Source organism: Massilia sp. KIM, assembly GCF_002007115.1.
Classification (GTDB): domain Bacteria; phylum Pseudomonadota; class Gammaproteobacteria; order Burkholderiales; family Burkholderiaceae_D; genus Telluria.
Map to the genome: position 1 here is coordinate 3,313,401 of NZ_MVAD01000001.1, position 15,635 is coordinate 3,329,035.

At 68.4% G+C, this 15,635-nt stretch carries 13 protein-coding genes; 6 read left to right on the forward strand and 7 right to left on the reverse strand.

Annotated features, from left to right (window positions below):
* Positions 1-6 precede the first annotated feature (6 nt).
* The 7 genes from B0920_RS14495 to gshB all read right to left on the reverse strand — a co-directional run bounded on the left by B0920_RS14495 (position 7) and on the right by gshB (position 6,397).
* A complete protein-coding gene (locus B0920_RS14495) occupies positions 7-903 on the reverse strand; it encodes a M48 family metallopeptidase (protein ID WP_078033184.1) in 897 nt (298 codons plus the stop codon).
* A gap of 144 nt (positions 904-1,047) precedes the next feature.
* On the reverse strand, positions 1,048-1,662 hold the full coding sequence (gene metW / locus B0920_RS14500; RefSeq protein WP_078033185.1) for a methionine biosynthesis protein MetW: 615 nt from the start codon (positions 1,660-1,662) through the stop codon (positions 1,048-1,050).
* Positions 1,659-2,828 carry a homoserine O-acetyltransferase gene (locus B0920_RS14505; RefSeq protein ID WP_078033186.1) on the reverse strand — a complete coding sequence of 390 codons (1,170 nt, stop codon included), beginning with the start codon at positions 2,826-2,828 and terminating at the stop codon, positions 1,659-1,661. Before B0920_RS14505 ends, metW begins: the two co-directional genes overlap by 4 nt.
* Before the next feature lie 59 nt (positions 2,829-2,887).
* On the reverse strand, positions 2,888-4,651 hold the full coding sequence (gene ptsP / locus B0920_RS14510) for a phosphoenolpyruvate--protein phosphotransferase (RefSeq protein WP_078033423.1): 1,764 nt from the start codon (positions 4,649-4,651) through the stop codon (positions 2,888-2,890).
* 38 nt (positions 4,652-4,689) lie between these two features.
* Positions 4,690-4,959 carry an HPr family phosphocarrier protein gene (locus tag B0920_RS14515; RefSeq protein ID WP_078033187.1) on the reverse strand — a complete coding sequence of 90 codons (270 nt, stop codon included), beginning with the start codon at positions 4,957-4,959 and terminating at the stop codon, positions 4,690-4,692.
* Between the two features lie 51 nt (positions 4,960-5,010).
* A complete protein-coding gene (locus B0920_RS14520; protein WP_078033188.1) occupies positions 5,011-5,418 on the reverse strand; it encodes a PTS sugar transporter subunit IIA in 408 nt (135 codons plus the stop codon).
* Between the two features lies 1 nt (position 5,419).
* A complete protein-coding gene (gene gshB / locus B0920_RS14525) occupies positions 5,420-6,397 on the reverse strand; it encodes a glutathione synthase (protein WP_078033189.1) in 978 nt (325 codons plus the stop codon).
* A 164-nt stretch (positions 6,398-6,561) separates the two neighbouring features.
* Between gshB and B0920_RS14530 the strand changes: the two genes are divergently transcribed.
* The 6 genes from B0920_RS14530 to B0920_RS14555 all read left to right on the forward strand — a co-directional run bounded on the left by B0920_RS14530 (position 6,562) and on the right by B0920_RS14555 (position 15,626).
* Complete coding sequence (locus B0920_RS14530) at positions 6,562-7,323, forward strand: class I SAM-dependent methyltransferase (protein ID WP_229455517.1); 762 nt, start codon at positions 6,562-6,564, stop codon at positions 7,321-7,323.
* A 322-nt stretch (positions 7,324-7,645) separates the two neighbouring features.
* Positions 7,646-8,857 carry an efflux RND transporter periplasmic adaptor subunit gene (locus tag B0920_RS14535; RefSeq protein ID WP_078033190.1) on the forward strand — a complete coding sequence of 404 codons (1,212 nt, stop codon included), beginning with the start codon at positions 7,646-7,648 and terminating at the stop codon, positions 8,855-8,857.
* 9 nt (positions 8,858-8,866) lie between these two features.
* Positions 8,867-12,154 (forward strand): efflux RND transporter permease subunit, encoded by a 3,288-nt coding sequence (locus B0920_RS14540; RefSeq protein WP_078033191.1) that lies wholly within the window; start codon positions 8,867-8,869, stop codon positions 12,152-12,154.
* On the forward strand, positions 12,151-13,563 hold the full coding sequence (locus B0920_RS14545; RefSeq protein WP_078033192.1) for an efflux transporter outer membrane subunit: 1,413 nt from the start codon (positions 12,151-12,153) through the stop codon (positions 13,561-13,563). The genes B0920_RS14540 and B0920_RS14545 overlap by 4 nt, the downstream gene beginning before the upstream one ends.
* 109 nt (positions 13,564-13,672) lie before the next feature.
* Positions 13,673-14,683, forward strand: coding sequence for a DUF3667 domain-containing protein (locus B0920_RS14550; RefSeq protein WP_078033193.1), 1,011 nt, complete (start codon positions 13,673-13,675; stop codon positions 14,681-14,683).
* A gap of 154 nt (positions 14,684-14,837) precedes the next feature.
* The gene (locus tag B0920_RS14555; RefSeq protein ID WP_078033194.1) at positions 14,838-15,626 is read left to right on the forward strand and encodes an SDR family oxidoreductase; all 789 of its coding nucleotides are present in this window, start codon (positions 14,838-14,840) and stop codon (positions 15,624-15,626) included.
* The last annotated feature ends 9 nt before the right edge of the window (positions 15,627-15,635 follow it).

Genomic DNA, 15,635 nt, shown 5'->3' on the forward strand with positions numbered 1-15,635 from the left:
CTGCCGTCACTTGAGCGCCACGTTGGTGCGGTAAGGCGGCAGCTTGGACACGGTGGTGCCCTTGGCGCGCGCGTACAGCGGCAGCAGCACGTTCAGGTGGGCTTCGATGTCGCCGATGCGGGTCTCGCCGCCCGGGTGGGTGGAGAACAGTTCCAGCGGCGCGCGCTGGTTCAGCGCCGCCATCTTGCGCCACAGGGCGATGCCGGCGCGCGGGTCGTAGCCGGCGCGCGAGGAGATGTCCAGGCCGACCAGGTCGGCCTCGCGTTCCTCGTCGCGCGAGAACTTCAGGCCCACCATCTGGGCGCCGTAGCCGGCGATGGTGCCGGTGATGTTGGGATCGATGCCGAAGATGCCCGAGATCAGGGCGCCGCCCACGCGCGCGCCGATGTTGGTCAGGCCCTGCTTGGCCATGCGCTCGCGGCCATGCTCGCGCAGGGCGTGGGCGATCTCGTGGCCCATCACGGCCGCCACCTCGTCGTCGGTCAGCTTGAGCGAGGTGAGGATGCCGGTGAAGAAGCCGATGCGGCCGCCCGGCATGCAGAAGGCGTTGACGTCCTTGGAGTCGATCAGGTTGACCTGCCACTGCCACTGGGCCGCGTTCTGGTTCCAGCGCGGGGCGTGCGGGATGATGCGCTGGGCGATGGCGCGCAGGCGCTTGACCTCGGGGTGGGAGGCCGGGACCAGCACGCCCTTCTGCTGGGCTTCGCTCATCATCGCGGTGTACTGCTGGGCGGCGGCCTCGTTGAGCTGCTCCTCCGGCACCAGCACGCGGGTGCGCGACAGCGGCTTGACGCGGATGCCGTCCTGGACCTCGGTCTGTTGTTGCGGGGCTTCCTGGGCCGGCGCGATGCCGGCCACGCCCAGCAGCGAGATGCACACGACAAGTTGTTTCAATTTTTTCATGGTGTTCGACCCGATAGGCTGTTGTTAGCAGCCCTATCCTCTCAGAAAGTAAACAGAAGAGACAATACGCTCAGCGGTGCCATCTTCGCGCACCGACTGAGCGCGGACAAGCCGCCACCGCACATAACAATGTAAGGACATGTTTCAGGCGGGCTTGCTCTTCTTGCGCAGTCGAAACACCGCCAGGCTGCCGCGCAGGTTCGGCAGGAAACTCACCGGCTTGCCCTCGGCCAGGGCCACGCATTCCAGCACCTCCAGCCCGCATTCCTCGGCCAGTTCCTGGAAGTCGTAGATGGTGGCGCAGCGCACGTTGGGCGTGTCGTACCACTGGTAGGGCAGCGAGCGCGAGACCGGCATGCGGCCCTTGAGCAGGGCCAGGCGGTGCGGCCAGTGGGCGAAATTGGGGAAGGACACGATGGCCTCGTGGCCGACCCGCACGATGTCGCGCAGCAGGGCCTCAACGTGCTGCATCATCTGCAGCGACGACAGGCAGAGCACGGTATCGAAGGAGTTGTCGCGGAACAAGGACAGGCCCTGCTCCATGTCGTGCTGGATCACATTGATGCCGCGCCTGGTGCTTTCCAGCACCTTGTCGTCGGCGATCTCGATGCCATAGCCGGTGCAGGCCTTGTCCAGCTCCAGGTAGCGCAGCATGGCGCCGTCGCCGCAGCCGACGTCGAGCACGTGGGCCTTGTCCTTGACCCAGTGGGCGATGAAGGCCAGGTCGGGGCGCAGGGCGTTCAGTTCGTTGAAGGTCATGCGGCCTCCGCGTGGGCTGGCGCCGGCTGGGCGCCGATCTCGGCGGCGATCCGGTCGTAGTAGGCCCGCACCACGTTCATGTAGCGCGGGTCTTCCAGCAGGAAGGCGTCGTGGCCGTGGGGCGCGTCGATCTCGGCGTAGCTCACCTTGCGGCGGTTGGCCAGCAGGGCCTCGACGATCTCGCGGCTGCGCTCGGGCGAGAAGCGCCAGTCGGTGGTGAAGGACACCAGCAGGAACTGGGCGCGGGTGTTCTCCAGGGCCCGGGCCAGGTCGCCGTCGTGCTCGCGCGCGGGGTCGAAGTAGTCGAGCGCCTTGGTGATGAGCAGGTAGGTGTTGGCGTCGAAGTATTCCGAGAACTTGTCGCCCTGGTAGCGCAGGTAGGACTCGATCTCGAAGTCGATGCCGAAGTCGAACTTGTAGTCGTTGGTTTCGGCCGCGTTGCGCAGCTTGCGGCCGAACTTCTCCGCCATGTCGTCGTTCGACAGGTAGGTGATGTGGCCGACCATGCGCGCCACCTTCAGGCCGTTCTTCGGCACCACGCCATGCTCGTAGAAGTCGCCGCCGCGGTAGTCGGGGTCGGTCAGGATGGCCTGGCGCGCCACGTCGTTGAAGGCGATGTTCTGGGCCGACAGCTTGGGGGTGGAGGCGATCACGATGCAGTGGCGCAGGCGCTCGGGGAACAGGATGCTCCAGGACAGGGCCTGCATGCCGCCCAGCGAGCCGCCCATCACGGCCGCGAACCGGGCGATGCCGAGGCGGTCCGCCAGGCGCGCCTGGGCCGCCACCCAGTCTTCCACCGTCACCACCGGGAAGGCGGCGCCATAGGGCTTGCCGGTGGCCGGATTGGTGTGCATCGGGCCGGTCGAGCCGAAGCAGGAACCGAGGTTGTTAACGCCGATGACGAAGAAGCGGTTGGTGTCGACCGGCTTGCCGGGGCCGACCATGTTGTCCCACCAGCCGGTGCTCTTCGGGCTGGCATAGGTGCCGGCCACGTGGTGCGAGGCGTTGAGCGCGTGGCAGATCAGCACCGCGTTCGACTTGTCGGCGTTGAGCGTGCCATAGGTTTCGTACATCAGCGTGTAATCGCCGATCTGCGCCCCGCTTTGCAGGCGCAGCGGCTCAGGGAAATGCATCGCCTGAGGTGTGACTATTCCAAGAGATCCCATGCAGGTGTCGCTTCGTGTTTTTTTGGTGATGGACCGTGGCCGGCCTTGCCGGCCACGGTTCAGAGGGTCTGCAGCTGCTCGACGGCGGCGGCGATGTCGCCCGGTTCCATGGAGCGCAGGATGCGCCGGGTGCGGGTGGTGATCGCGCCCAGGTCGCTGTTCAGGATTTCCTGCTTCACCGACAGGATCTGGGCCGGGTGCATCGAAAACTCGCGCAGTCCCATGCCCAGCAGCAGGCGGGTCATCTTGACGTCGCCGGCCATCTCGCCGCACACCGCCACGTCCAGCCCGGCCTTCTGGCCGGTGGCGATGGTCGAGGCGATCAGCTGCAGCACCGCCGGATGCAGCGGATTGTACAGGTGCGCCACCTCGTAGTCGACCCGGTCGATGGCCAGGGTGTACTGGATCAGGTCATTGGTGCCGATCGAGAGGAAGTCCATGCGCTTGACGAACATCGGCAGCGCCAGCGCGGCGGCCGGGATCTCGATCATGGCGCCGACCTCGATCCCCTCGTCGAACTTCAGCTTCTCTTCGCGCAACTGGACCTTGGCCTGCTCGATCATGTTCAGGGTCTGGTCGATCTCGAAGGCGTGGGCCAGCATCGGGATCAGGATGCGCACCGGACCGAAGGCCGAGGCCCGCAGGATGGCGCGCAGCTGGGTCAGGAACATCTGCGGCTCGGCCAGGCAATAGCGGATCGCGCGCAGGCCCAGGGCCGGATTGAGCGCATTGTGCTCGGTCGGGTCGAGCGGCTTGTCGGCGCCCACGTCCAGGGTGCGGATGGTCACCGGGCGGCCCTTCATCGCCAGCACCGCCTTGCGGTACTGTTCGAACTGCTCGTCCTCGCCCGGGATCTGCAGGCCTTGGGCGCCGCGGCCCATGAACAGGAATTCGGAGCGGAACAGGCCGACCCCGTTGGCGCCCGCCTCCAGCGCCGCCGGGCAGTCGTCCGGCAGCTCGATGTTGGCCAGCAGCGTGATCGCGGTGCCGTCCTTGGTCACCGCCGGGGTCTTCTTGAGCTTGAGCAGGCGCTTGCGCGCCTTCATCAGGGCCTGCTGGCGCGCGCGGTACTGGTCCAGCACCAGCTGGCTCGGGTTGCAGATCACCACCCCGGCGTCGCCGTCGATGATCACCCAGTCGTCCTGCTCGATCAGGCGCGAGGCCTGGCTCATGCCCACCGCCGCCGGGATGTCGAGCGAGCGCGCCACGATCGCGGTGTGCGAGTTCTGGCCGCCGACGTCGGTCACGAAGCCGATGAAGGAGCGGGTGCCGCCGTCGCGGAAGGCCAGCATGTCGGCCGGCGAGATGTCGTGGGCCACCACGATCATCTGGGGCGCGGGCTGGTCGGGGTCGGCGAACACCGGCGGCACGTTCAGGGCGGTGCCCATCAGGACCTTGAGCACGCGCTCGGCCACCTGCTGGATGTCGTGCTTGCGCTCGCGCAGGTACTCGTCCTCGATCTCGTCGAACTGGGCCGAGAGCTCGTCGATCTGGGTCACCAGCGCCCACTCCGCGTTGTAGTGGCGGGTGCGGATGATGTCCAGCGGCGCTTCCGAGATCATCGGGTCGGACAGGATCAGGACGTGGACGTCGATGAAGGCGCCCAGCTCGGTGGGGGCGTCCTTGGGCAGGTCGGTCCACAGCTCCTGCAGGTCGCGGTGCACTTGCGCGATCGCGTCCTGCAGGCGGCGCACCTCGGCCTCGACCTGCTCTTCGGGCACCAGGTAGTGCTTGACGTCGAGCGCGGCCGGGGTGAGCTTGTGCGCGCGGCCGATCGAGATGCCGCGCGAGACGGGGATGCCGTGGAGGGTGAAGGATGCCATCGAGGGTCCCGTGAGGCGAGCCGCGGGGTCGCGCGGCATTACTCGCCTTCGCCGAACTTGTCGTTGATCAGGCCGGCGAGCGCCGCGACGCACTGCTGCTCGTCCGGACCGTCGGCTTCCAGCAGGACCTTGGCCCCCTTGCCGGCGGCGAGCATCATGACCCCCATGATGGATTTGGCGTTGATGCGGCGGCCGTTGCGGGTGAGCCAGACGTCGCTCTGGAACTTCGCGGCCAGCTGCGTGAACTTGGCGGATGCGCGGGCATGCAGGCCCAGCTTGTTGATGATCTCGATCTCTTGTTGAATCATATTCTCGTTATGTTTGACCTATCGGATGCGCGCCTGCCGCCAAGCGCCCGTTCAGCTCGATCCTACCCGGATCCGGTTGTCGACCCGCACCGCGCCGTTCTGGGCCCCGGCCAGCGCCATCTCGACCACCACGTCCAGCGTGTCGCGGCGGTAGGTGATGGCGCGCAGCAGCATCGGCAGGCTGATGCCGGCGATGACTTCCACATGCCCCGCCTCGGCCAGCGAGTTGCAGCAGTTGGACGGCGTGCCGCCCTTGATGTCGGTGATGACCAGCACACCGTCGCCTTCGTCGAGGCGCTTGATCGCTTCCTTCGCCATGCAATTGACCTCGCCCAGGTCCTGGTCGGCGGTCACGTCGATCGCCTCGAACAGTTCGGTCGGGCCGCGGAACACGTGCGCGACCGCCGCCACGAATGCCTGGCCCAGCGGTGCATGGGTCATGAGCAGGATGCCTACCATATTATCTTTCCAAAGCGCTGGCCGCGGACTGCCGCGGCTGTTGCGCCCGCAGCTCGAGCGCGTCGATGAACATCGCGGCCACGTCGAAGCCGGTCTGGTCGGTGATCTCCTGGAAGCAGGTCGGGCTGGTGACATTTACTTCGGTCAGGAAATCCCCGATCACGTCTAATCCTACCAGCAACAGCCCACGCGCGGCCAGCACCGGGCCCAGGGCCTCGGCGATCTCGCGGTCGCGCGCGGTGAGCGGCTGGGCCACGCCGAGGCCGCCGGCAGCCAGGTTGCCGCGCACTTCGTTCCCTTGCGGGATGCGGGCCAGCGCGAAGGGCACCGGCTTGCCGTCGATGACCAGCACCCGCTTGTCGCCCTTGACGATGGCCGGGATGTATTTCTGGGCCATGATGGTGTGGCGGCCGTTGCCGGTCAGGGTCTCGATCACCGAGCCCAGGTTCATGCCGTCCTCGCGCACGCGGAAGATGCCGGCGCCGCCCATGCCGTCCAGCGGCTTGAGGATCACGTCGCCGTGCTTGGCATGGAAGGCGCGCAGCCGGGCCGGGTCGGAGCTGACCAGGGTCGGCGAGGTGAATTCGCTGAACTGGCCGATCGCCAGCTTCTCGTTGTGGTCGCGGATCGCCGACGGACGGTTGAACACGCGCGCGCCCTGGCGCTCGGCCAGTTCCAGCAGATAGGTGGCGTACACGTATTCCATGTCGAAGGGCGGATCCTTGCGCTCGAGGACGGCGTCGAAGGCCGACAGCGGGAGGCTCTCGGCCGGATCGAGGCGGTACCAGGCCTCCGGCTCGCCGGTCAGGTGCACGCGCGCCACGCTGGCCGTGACGACGCCCTCTTCCAGCACCATGTCGCGCTGCTCGAAGAAATAAATGGCATGGCCGCGCCGGGCCGCCTCGCGCATCATCGCGAAGGTCGAGTCCTTGTAAATCTTGAATCCGGACAGCGGGTCGGCAAGAAATGCGATTTTCATGGTGCTTCCAATAGAGGTAATGCATCGATTTTAGCCGGAAACGCTGGAGCTCGCGGCCGGCGCCCCCTCCCGCCATCTAGATGGCGGCGGAAGCGTATTTATCCAGAGGCAAGCTCTACCACGAAAATGCATTTGAACAACTTGTTACACAACAGGAGATGGCCATGAGCCGCCTCAAACCGTGGCCGCCGGTCCCGCGCGAGCATGAAGCCATGGACACCCGGCCCGACAATCAGTCCGAACAGGAACGCATCCGCAAGGTCTACCGCGCCTGGCATGGCGGCGCGGCGCTGGCGCGTTACGCCTGGCATCGCCCCGAGATCCTGCAGCAGGTGGCGGCCCGGTCGCGCGTCTTCGCCGAGCTGCTCAGCGCCAGCGTCGGCGCCGACCTTTCCGGCGTGAAGGTGCTCGACGTCGGCTGCGGCACCGGCGGCTTCGTGCGCCAGCTGATCGACTGGGGCGCGACGCCCGACAACATCACCGCCACCGAGCTCCAGAAAGACCGGCTCGACCATGCCCGGCGCTGCACCGCCCCGGGCGTGCACTGGCACCTGGGGCCGCTGGACGGCATCGCGCAAGACAGCGCCGACCTCGTCACGGCCCAGACCGTGTTCTCGTCCATCCTCACGCCCGGCCTGCGGCGCGAACTGGCGGCCCAGATGTGGCGCACCCTGCGTCCCGGCGGCTGGTGCCTGATCTTCGACTTTCGCTACAGCAATCCGCGCAACCGCAACGTGCGCAAGGTGACCCGGGCCGAGCTGGAGGGCCTGTGGCCGGGCGGGCAGCGGCGCTACCGCAGCCTGATCCTCGCGCCGCCGGTCAACCGCCTGCTGGCCTGGGCGCCCTACCTCGTGCCGGAGGTGCTGGCCCTCGCGGCCCCTGTGCTGCGCTCCCACTTCATGTACCTGGTGCGCAAGGATGTATGAGCCACCTGCGCCGGTCCCCCTGCAGCGCCTTTGACCCGATGTTAGTTCTAACAAAAGGGTGAGCCGGCCTTGCATTCAGTGCCACACCACCTCTCCCGTAAGCAAGAGGACAAGGCAGCAAAGTGCGGCTGGGTGCCGTTTCCGCCCGCCCCTACCGTTTTCCGTAATGACACCACGGTCAGTTTTGTGAGAGTCTGTTATTTAGTTGATATGAATCAAGCTGTTTCCCGTTAACGTCGAGTAGGCGTGGGAAGCCGCTCATCAGCACATCGACAGCTTCGCCTTCCGCGAACTGGCGGTCGGACCTTTACGGGAGTACGTTATGGAAACTCTGGTCGCCCCGGCGCTTGCTCGCTGGTCCCGCTACACCCTTCTCCTCGGCCTGGCCTTGCCGCTTGCCGGCTGCGGCAAGGGCGATGCCAACGCCCAGGCCGGCGGACCACCGCCGGTCTCGGTCGCCGCCGTGGTCCAGCGCGAGGTCCAGGAATTCGATGAATTCACCGCCCGCCTCGAGGCGCCGGACACGGTCGAGGTGCGCTCGCGCGTCGCCGGCCAGCTCACCAAGGTCCATTTCCGCGAGGGCCAGGTGGTCAAGAAGGGCGATCCGCTGTTCACCATCGACCCGCGTCCCTTCGCGGCCGAGGTGGCGCGCCTGGAGGCCCAGCGCGCCGCCGCCCGCACCCAGGTCGAACTGGGCAAGAGCGAGCTGGCCCGCGCCGAGAAGCTGGTCGCGATCCGCGGCGTCAGCGCCCAGGAAATCGACCAGCTGAAGTCGAACGTGGCCACGGCCGAGGCCAACGTGCGCGCCAGCGACGCCGCCCTGACCCAGGCGCGCCTGAACCTGGAGTTCTCGCGCATCACGGCGCCGGTGGCCGGGCGCACCTCGCGCGCCAACGTCACCGAGGGCAACCTGGTGACGGTCGGCGAGCCGGTGCTCACCACCGTGGTCTCGAACGACAAGGTGTACGCCTACTTCGACGCCAGCGAGGCGATCTACCTGAAATACATGCGCGCCGCGCGCGAGGGCACCCGCCCCTCCTCGCGCGACACGCCCAACGCGGTGCGCCTGGGCCTGGCCAACGACACCGGCTATCCGCACGTGGGGCGCATGGACTTCGTCGACAACCGCCTGAATCCGAATACCGCCACCATCCGCGGGCGGGCCGTGTTCGACAACAAGGACGGTCTCTACACCCCCGGCCTGTTCGCGCGCATCCGGCTGGTCGGCAGCGGCACCTACAGCGCCACCCTGGTGCCGGACCGCGCGATCAGCACCGACCAGACGCGCAAGGTGGTGCTGGTGGTGGGCAAGGACAACGTGGTCGAGCAGCGCGAGATCAAGACCGGCGCCCTGTTCGAGGGCATGCGCGCCGTCACCGGCGTCAAGCCCGGCGAGATGGTGGTGGTCGACGGCCTGCTGCGCGCCTTCCCCGGCGCCCCGGTCACCCCCCAGGTGGTCCAGCTCGACGAGCAGGGCCGCGCCCTTCCGGCCGCCAAGTCGGCGGCCCCGGCGGCCGCGCCGGCCAAGAGCTAGGGAGCGCGCATGGACATCTCGCGCTTCTTCATCGACCGCCCGCGCTTCGCGACGGTGCTGTCGATCTTCATCTTCCTGGTCGGGCTGCTGGCCATCTTCCAGCTGCCGATCTCGGAATACCCCGAAGTGGCCCCGCCCCAGATCGTGGTGCGCGCCCAGTTCCCGGGCGCCAACCCGCGCGTGATCTCGGAAACCGTGGCTGCGCCGCTGGAAGAGCAGATCAACGGCCTCGAGAACATGCTCTACTTCGAGAGCCAGGCAACGGCCGACGGCAGCATGACCCTCACCGTCACCTTCCGCATCGGCACCGTGCCCGAGGCGGCCGAGACGGCGGTCCAGAACCGCATCAACCGCGCCCTGCCGCGCCTGCCCGACATCGTGCGCCAGATCGGCGTCACCACCGAGAAGCAGTCGCCCAACCTGACCATGGTGGTGCACATGGTCAGCCCGGACAACAGCCGCGACGCGCTCTACCTGCGCAACTACGCCAACCTCAACGTGCGCGACGACCTCCTGCGCATCCCCGGCATGGGCTCGGTGATCCTGTTCGGCGCCGGCGACTACGCCATGCGCATCTGGCTCAATCCGCCCGCCCTGGTGGCGCGCGGCATGACCGCGGGCGACGTGATCGGCGCGATCCGCGAGCAGAACGCCCAGGTCGCGGCCGGCGTGGTCGGTTCGCCGCCCGCGCCCGACGACACCGACTTCCAGCTCCAGGTGAACGCCCAGGGCCGCCTGGTGCGCGAGGAAGACTTCGCCGAGATCATCGTGCGCAGCGACCCGGCCACCGGCGCGGTGGTGCGGGTGCGCGACGTCGGCCGGGTCGAGATGAGCGCCAACTCCTATTCGCTGCGCAGCCTGCTCAACAACAAGGAGGCGGCCGCGATCGGTATCTTCCAGGCGCCCGGCTCGAACGCCCTGCAGCTGTCGGCCAACGTGCGCGCCACCATGGAGAAAGCCAAGGCGCGCTTCCCGAAAGGGGTCGACTACAACATCGTGTACGACCCCACGCGCTTCGTCCAGACCTCGATCGAGAAGGTGGTCAGCACCCTGATCGAGGCCGTGCTGCTGGTGGTGCTGGTGGTGATCATCTTCCTCCAGACCTGGCGCGCCTCGGTGATCCCGCTGCTGGCGGTGCCGGTCTCGATCATCGGCACCTTCGCGGTGCTGCTGATGCTCGGCTACTCGATCAACACCCTCACCCTGTTCGGCCTGGTGCTGGCGATCGGCATCGTGGTCGACGACGCCATCGTGGTGGTCGAGAACGTCGAGCGCAACATCCAGGACGGGCTGACGCCGCACGAGGCCACGGTCAAGGCGATGCAGGAGGTGAGCGGCCCCATCATCGCAATCGCCCTGGTGCTGTGCGCGGTGTTCATTCCGCTGACCTTCGTGCCCGGCCTGTCGGGCCAGTTCTACAAGCAGTTCGCCGCCACCATCGCGATCTCGACCGTCATCTCGGCCTTCAACTCGCTGACCCTGTCGCCGGCCCTGGCGGCCCTGCTGCTGCGCCCCCACGACGCGCCCAAGGACCGGGTGATGCGCGTGATGGACAAGCTGTTCGGCCGCTTCTTCCACTGGTTTAACTGCTTCTTCCAGCGCCGCTCCAAGCAGTACAGCCGCGGCGTGACCGGCATCCTGCAACGCAAGTCGCTGGCCATGATCGTCTACGCCGTCCTGCTGCTGCTCACCGCCCTGCTGTTCGCGCGCACCCCGAGCGGCTTCGTGCCGGCGCCGGACAAGCAATACCTGATCGGCGTCGCCCAGCTGCCGGCCGGCTCCTCGCTGGCGCGCACCGAGAAGGTGATCCGCGACATGAGCGACATCGCGCTCAAGGTGCCCGGCATCGTCGACTCGATCGCCTTCCCCGGCCTGTCGATCGCCGGCTTCTCGGCCGCGCCCAACGAAGGCATCGTGTTCTTCGGCCTGGCTCCCTTCGAGAAGCGCACCTCGCGCGACCTGTCCAAGGACGCCATCCTGGGCCAGGTCAACGGCGCGATCCAGCAGATCCAGGGCGCGCGCATGTTCGTGGTGCCGCCGCCGGCGGTGGACGGCCTGGGCAACGCGGGCGGCTTCAAGCTGCAGATCCAGGACCGCGGCGGCCAGGGCGAGCAGGCCTTGTACGGCGCGGTATGGGGCGTGCTGGGCCAGATCTACGGCAACAAGCAGTCCACCATCGGCACCCCCTTCTCGACCTACGACATCAACGTGCCCCAGCTGTACGCCGACATCGACCGCACCAAGGCCAAGCAGATGGGGGTGCCGCTGCAGAACATCTACGACACCCTGCAGATCAACCTCGGCTCGCTCTACGTGAACGATTTCACGCGCTTCGGCAAGACCTACCAGGTGGTGGTCCAGGCCGAATCGGGCTTCCGCTCGACCGCGGACAGCATCACCCGCCTCGAGACCCGCAACGCCGAGGGCCAGATGGTGCCTCTCGGTTCCGTGATGCAGGTCCAGCCGACCTTCGGTCCCACCCGCGTGACGCGCTACAACGGCTTCCCCTCGGCCGACATCAACGGTTCCGCCAACCCCGGCTACTCGAGCGGCGAAGCGGAAGCCGAGGTCGAGAAACTGCTGGCCCAGCTGCCGCGCGGCATGTCCTACGAGTGGACCGAGCTGACCTACCAGGACCGCCTGACCCGCTCGGTGCCGCTGCCGGGCATCGACGTCGACCTGCCGACCCTGGCGGCGGTGCTGCTGCTGTCGGTGGTGCTGGTGGTGCTGGTGCTGACCGCCCAGTACGAGAGCTGGTCGCTGCCGCTGGCCATCATCCTGATCGTGCCGATGTGTATCCTGTCGGCCCTGTTCGGGGTCTGGATCTCGAGCCTGCCGCCCTTCTCCCAGACCGGGGACCTGAATTTGTTCACCCAGGTGGCCCTGGTGGTGCTGGTCGGCCTGGCCTGCAAGAACGCGATCCTGATCGTGGAATTCGCCAAGGAGCTGGAAGAACGCGGCATGAGCATGCACGACGCCATCATCGAAGCCTGCCACCTGCGACTGCGCCCGATCCTGATGACCTCGATCGCCTTCTGCGCCGGCGTGATCCCGCTGATCCTCGGCACCGGCGCTGGCAGCGAGATGCGGCGCGCGATGGGGGTGGCGGTGTTCTCGGGCATGGTCGGCGTGACCCTGTTCGGCATCTTCCTGACCCCGGTGTTCTACGCCCTGCTGCGCAAGGGCACCGAGAAGCGGCGCGCCCACGCGGCCGAGGTGAGGCGCGAGGTCGAGGCCAGCGCCCACCCCTTCCACCCAGGCATCGACGATGCGCCACCGAGCAAGGAGGGCCCATGATCACCCCGCACAAGGGCCGCCTGCTGGCGGCCAGCCTGGGGGCGGCGCTGCTGGCCGCCTGCGCCGGCCCGGCCCCGGTGAAGAAATTCGAGCCGGCCTTGCCGCCCGGCTTCGTCAACGCTCCCGAGACCAGCGGCACGGCCGAACCGGTGGGCAGCTTCTGGACCGGCTTCCAGGACGCCCAGCTGGACAGCCTGGTGGCGCGCGCCCTGCAGGCCAACACCGACGTGCGCAGCGCCGCCGCCAACCTGCGCGAGGCGCGCGCCCTCAACCGCGCGGCCGACGCCGCCCTCTTCCCCTCGGTCGGCCTGGGGGTGGACGCGGCGCGCATCCGCGCCCAGGACGACGCCGGCGTGCCGGTCACCCGCAAGGCCTACGGCGTGGGCCTGGACCTGCTGTGGGAGCTCGACCTGTTCGGCGGCCTGCGCGACGCCCGCAGCGCCGCCCGCTACGGGGTGCAGGCCACGGCCGAAGGCGTGCGCGCGGCCCAGGTCAGCGTGGTGGCCGAAGTGGCGCGCAACTACTTCGAGCTGCGCGGCCTGCAGGAACAGCTGCGCGTGGCCCAGGCCTCGCTCGAGACCCAGCGCCAGGCGCTCGAACTGGTCGAAGCGCGCCTGGACGCCGGACGCGGCACCGCGCTCGACACCGAAAGGGCGCGCGCCCTGGTGCAATCCACCGCCGCCAACGTGCCGGCGCTGGAAGCGGCCCTGATCCGCACCCGGCACCGCATCGCCGTCCTGTGCGGCCTGGTCCCGACCGCGCTCGACGCCGAGCTGGCCGCCCAGCAGCCCCTCCCCGGCCTGAAGGCGGTCGAGCTGGCGGCGGTCGGCTCGCCGGCCTCGCTGCTGCGCCGCCGGCCCGACATCCTGGCGGCCGAGGCCCAGGCTGCGGCGGCGGCGGCCCAGGTGGGCGTGGCGCGCAGCGCCCTGTTCCCGCGCGTGACCCTGGGCGGCACCGTGGGCCAGAATGCGGCGCGCATCGGCGACCTGGGCGACGGCGCCTCCTACGCCTACAACCTGGGCGCCAGCCTGACCTGGACCCTGCTCGACTTCGGACGCCTGCGCGCCCAGGTGGCGGCGGCCGACGCGCGCAGCGAGGCGGCCATGCTGGCCTACGAGCGCACCGTGCTGGCCGCCCTGGAAGAGACCGAGGGCGCGCTGGCGGCCTATACCCGCAGCCAGCGCCAGGCCGGCCTGCTGTTCGAGGCCGCGCGCGCCTCCGAGCAGGCGGCCCTGATCGCGCGCGAGCGCTTCGCGGTGGGCTCGACCGACTTCCTGACGGTGCTCGACGCCGAGCGCGAACTGCTGTCCGCGCGCGACCGCCTGGCGCAGTCCCAGACCGGGGCCGCCACCTCGCTGGTGGGCGTGTACAAGGCGCTGGGCGGAGGCTGGAGCGCGGCGACGCCCTGAGCCGGGAGGCGAGGCTTACCCCGCCCGCATGATCGGCGCCGGCGCCGCTCCCGGCGGCGCCGTTGTTTGCTATGGTGGAGTCCTGTGAAACACATCAGGAGTACGGAAGGTGAAGCCCAATCTGGAAGTCGTGCACGGCGGCGCCGGCAGCGGCGGCGCGCGCCAGCGCTGCCCCAGCTGCGAGGCCTTCGCCCCCGATGCCTATTGCCCCAAGTGCGGTGAAGCCACCCGGGTCCACGCCGCCTCCGCCTCGGAGTTCGTCCACGAATTCATCGGCCACTACGTCGCCCTCGAAGGCAAGCTGTGGTCCACCCTGCGCCTGCTGCTGAGCAGGCCGGGCCAGCTGACGGCGGAATTCCTGCGCGGGCGGCGCGTCCCCTATGTCAACCCGCTGCGCCTCTACCTGAGCCTGAGCCTGATCGTGTTCGCGCTGATCAAGCTCAATGGCGTCGAGCTGCCCCAGCTGACCCTGGACGAGCGCTCGGCCGGCGTGGCCTACACCCACCGCTTCCCCGATCCGGCCTACCCGGGCAAGTTCGGCAGCGCGACCCTGCATTTCAAGGCGAGCGAAACGAGCGGCGCCCGGATGCACGAGCTGCAGGCGGCGATCGACCTGCTGGGACGCGTCGACGCCCGCTGGCCGGACGGCGTGCGCCGCTTCATGCAGCTCGCGCCGCAGGAACAGGCGCGGATCCTGAACGCCGGCTTCCTGTCCAACCTGCCCTACATGCTGATCGGCGCGCTGCCGCTGTTCGCGCTCTACCTGAAGCTGATCTACTGGCGCGCCGGTCGGCGCTATGGCGAGCACCTGGTGTTCGCGCTGCATACCAGCGCCTTCGTGTTCCTGCTCGCCAGCCTCATGATCCTCATTCCCGGCAACGCCGCCTGGCTCATGATCTGCCTGTACGAGAGCAAGCGCGCGCTGATCTCGGCCTGGGACTGGCTGCAGCTGCTGCCGCTGGCCTGGTCCCTGGCCTATCTGCCGGCGGCGCTGCGGCGCGTGTACGGCGGCGGCCTGGCGGCCAGCTGGCTGAGGGCGCTGCTGCTGGCCTGCGTGCACCTGGGCGTGATCGCGGCGCTGATCGTCGGCGCCGAGCTGCTGTCCATCCTCAGGCACTGATCCGCGGCGCCCGGCGGGCGGCGCCGCCGCACGCCGTGATTGGCAACCGAAGGTTGTTAGTGATATCGCCGGACACCAACTACCTGATGTGAATGCGACTCCGTAAAGTGGACCCCGTCAACCGACACAACCACCACCGAAAAGGAGAAGCATCATGGCAGCCATCACCACCCGCAACACCCTGTCCCAGGACCTGAACGGCCGCATCGCCGTGATCACCGGCGCCTCGAGCGGCATGGGCCGCGCCACCGCCCTGCTGCTGGCCGCGCGCGGCGCCAGGGTCGCCCTGCTGGCGCGCCGTCTCGGCGCACTGGAAGAACTGGCGGCCGAGATCCGCGCCGCCGGCGGCCAGGCCCTGGCGATCGCCACCGACGTCACCAATCAGTCCTCGCTCGACGCCGCCGCCGCCACCGTGCAGCGCACCTGGGGCAATGTCGACCTGGTCTTCAACAACGCCGGCCTGATGCTGCCCGGCGCCATCGGCCAGCAGCCGCAGCGCGAATGGGAATCGCAGATCGACATCAACGTCGCCGGCGCCATGCGCGTGGTGCAGGCCTTCGTTCCGCAACTGGAAGCGGCAGCGAAAGAGGGCCGTCCGGCGGACCTGATCAACACCTCCTCGATCGCGGCCCAGAACCTGTTCGGCTACTTCGCGGTGTACTCGGCCACCAAGGCCTTCGTGAGCCACCTGTCGCGCACCCTGCGCATCGAGCTCGGGCCGAAGAACATCCGCGTCTCGGTGATCGAGCCGGGCATCACCGAGACCGAGCTGCAGAGTCACTTCACCTTCCAGGGCGCGATCGACTGGCTGGCCAGCGCCGCCCAGACCATCGAGTTCCTGAAGGCCGAGGACGTGGCCGAGACGGTCGGCTTCATCGTGGCCCTGCCGAAGCACGCCAACATCCAGCAGGTCGTGATCATGCCGACCAAGGAAGGCATGTAAGCAAAGCGG

Bases quoted from the DNA above. Each gene is read 5' to 3' on its own strand.
- B0920_RS14535 (WP_078033190.1), top strand. From the start codon at position 7,646: ATGGAAACTCTGGTCGCCCCGGCGCTTGCTCGCTGGTCCCGCTACACC.
- B0920_RS14555 (WP_078033194.1), top strand. From the start codon at position 14,838: ATGGCAGCCATCACCACCCGCAACACCCTGTCCCAGGACCTGAACGGC.
- B0920_RS14530 (WP_229455517.1), top strand. From the start codon at position 6,562: ATGAGCCGCCTCAAACCGTGGCCGCCGGTCCCGCGCGAGCATGAAGCC.
- B0920_RS14545 (WP_078033192.1), top strand. From the start codon at position 12,151: ATGATCACCCCGCACAAGGGCCGCCTGCTGGCGGCCAGCCTGGGGGCG.
- B0920_RS14520 (WP_078033188.1), bottom strand. From the start codon at position 5,418: ATGGTAGGCATCCTGCTCATGACCCATGCACCGCTGGGCCAGGCATTC.
- B0920_RS14515 (WP_078033187.1), bottom strand. From the start codon at position 4,959: ATGATTCAACAAGAGATCGAGATCATCAACAAGCTGGGCCTGCATGCC.
- B0920_RS14495 (WP_078033184.1), bottom strand. From the start codon at position 903: ATGAAAAAATTGAAACAACTTGTCGTGTGCATCTCGCTGCTGGGCGTG.
- ptsP (WP_078033423.1), bottom strand. From the start codon at position 4,651: ATGGCATCCTTCACCCTCCACGGCATCCCCGTCTCGCGCGGCATCTCG.
- metW (WP_078033185.1), bottom strand. From the start codon at position 1,662: ATGACCTTCAACGAACTGAACGCCCTGCGCCCCGACCTGGCCTTCATC.
- B0920_RS14505 (WP_078033186.1), bottom strand. From the start codon at position 2,828: ATGGGATCTCTTGGAATAGTCACACCTCAGGCGATGCATTTCCCTGAG.
- gshB (WP_078033189.1), bottom strand. From the start codon at position 6,397: ATGAAAATCGCATTTCTTGCCGACCCGCTGTCCGGATTCAAGATTTAC.
- B0920_RS14540 (WP_078033191.1), top strand. From the start codon at position 8,867: ATGGACATCTCGCGCTTCTTCATCGACCGCCCGCGCTTCGCGACGGTG.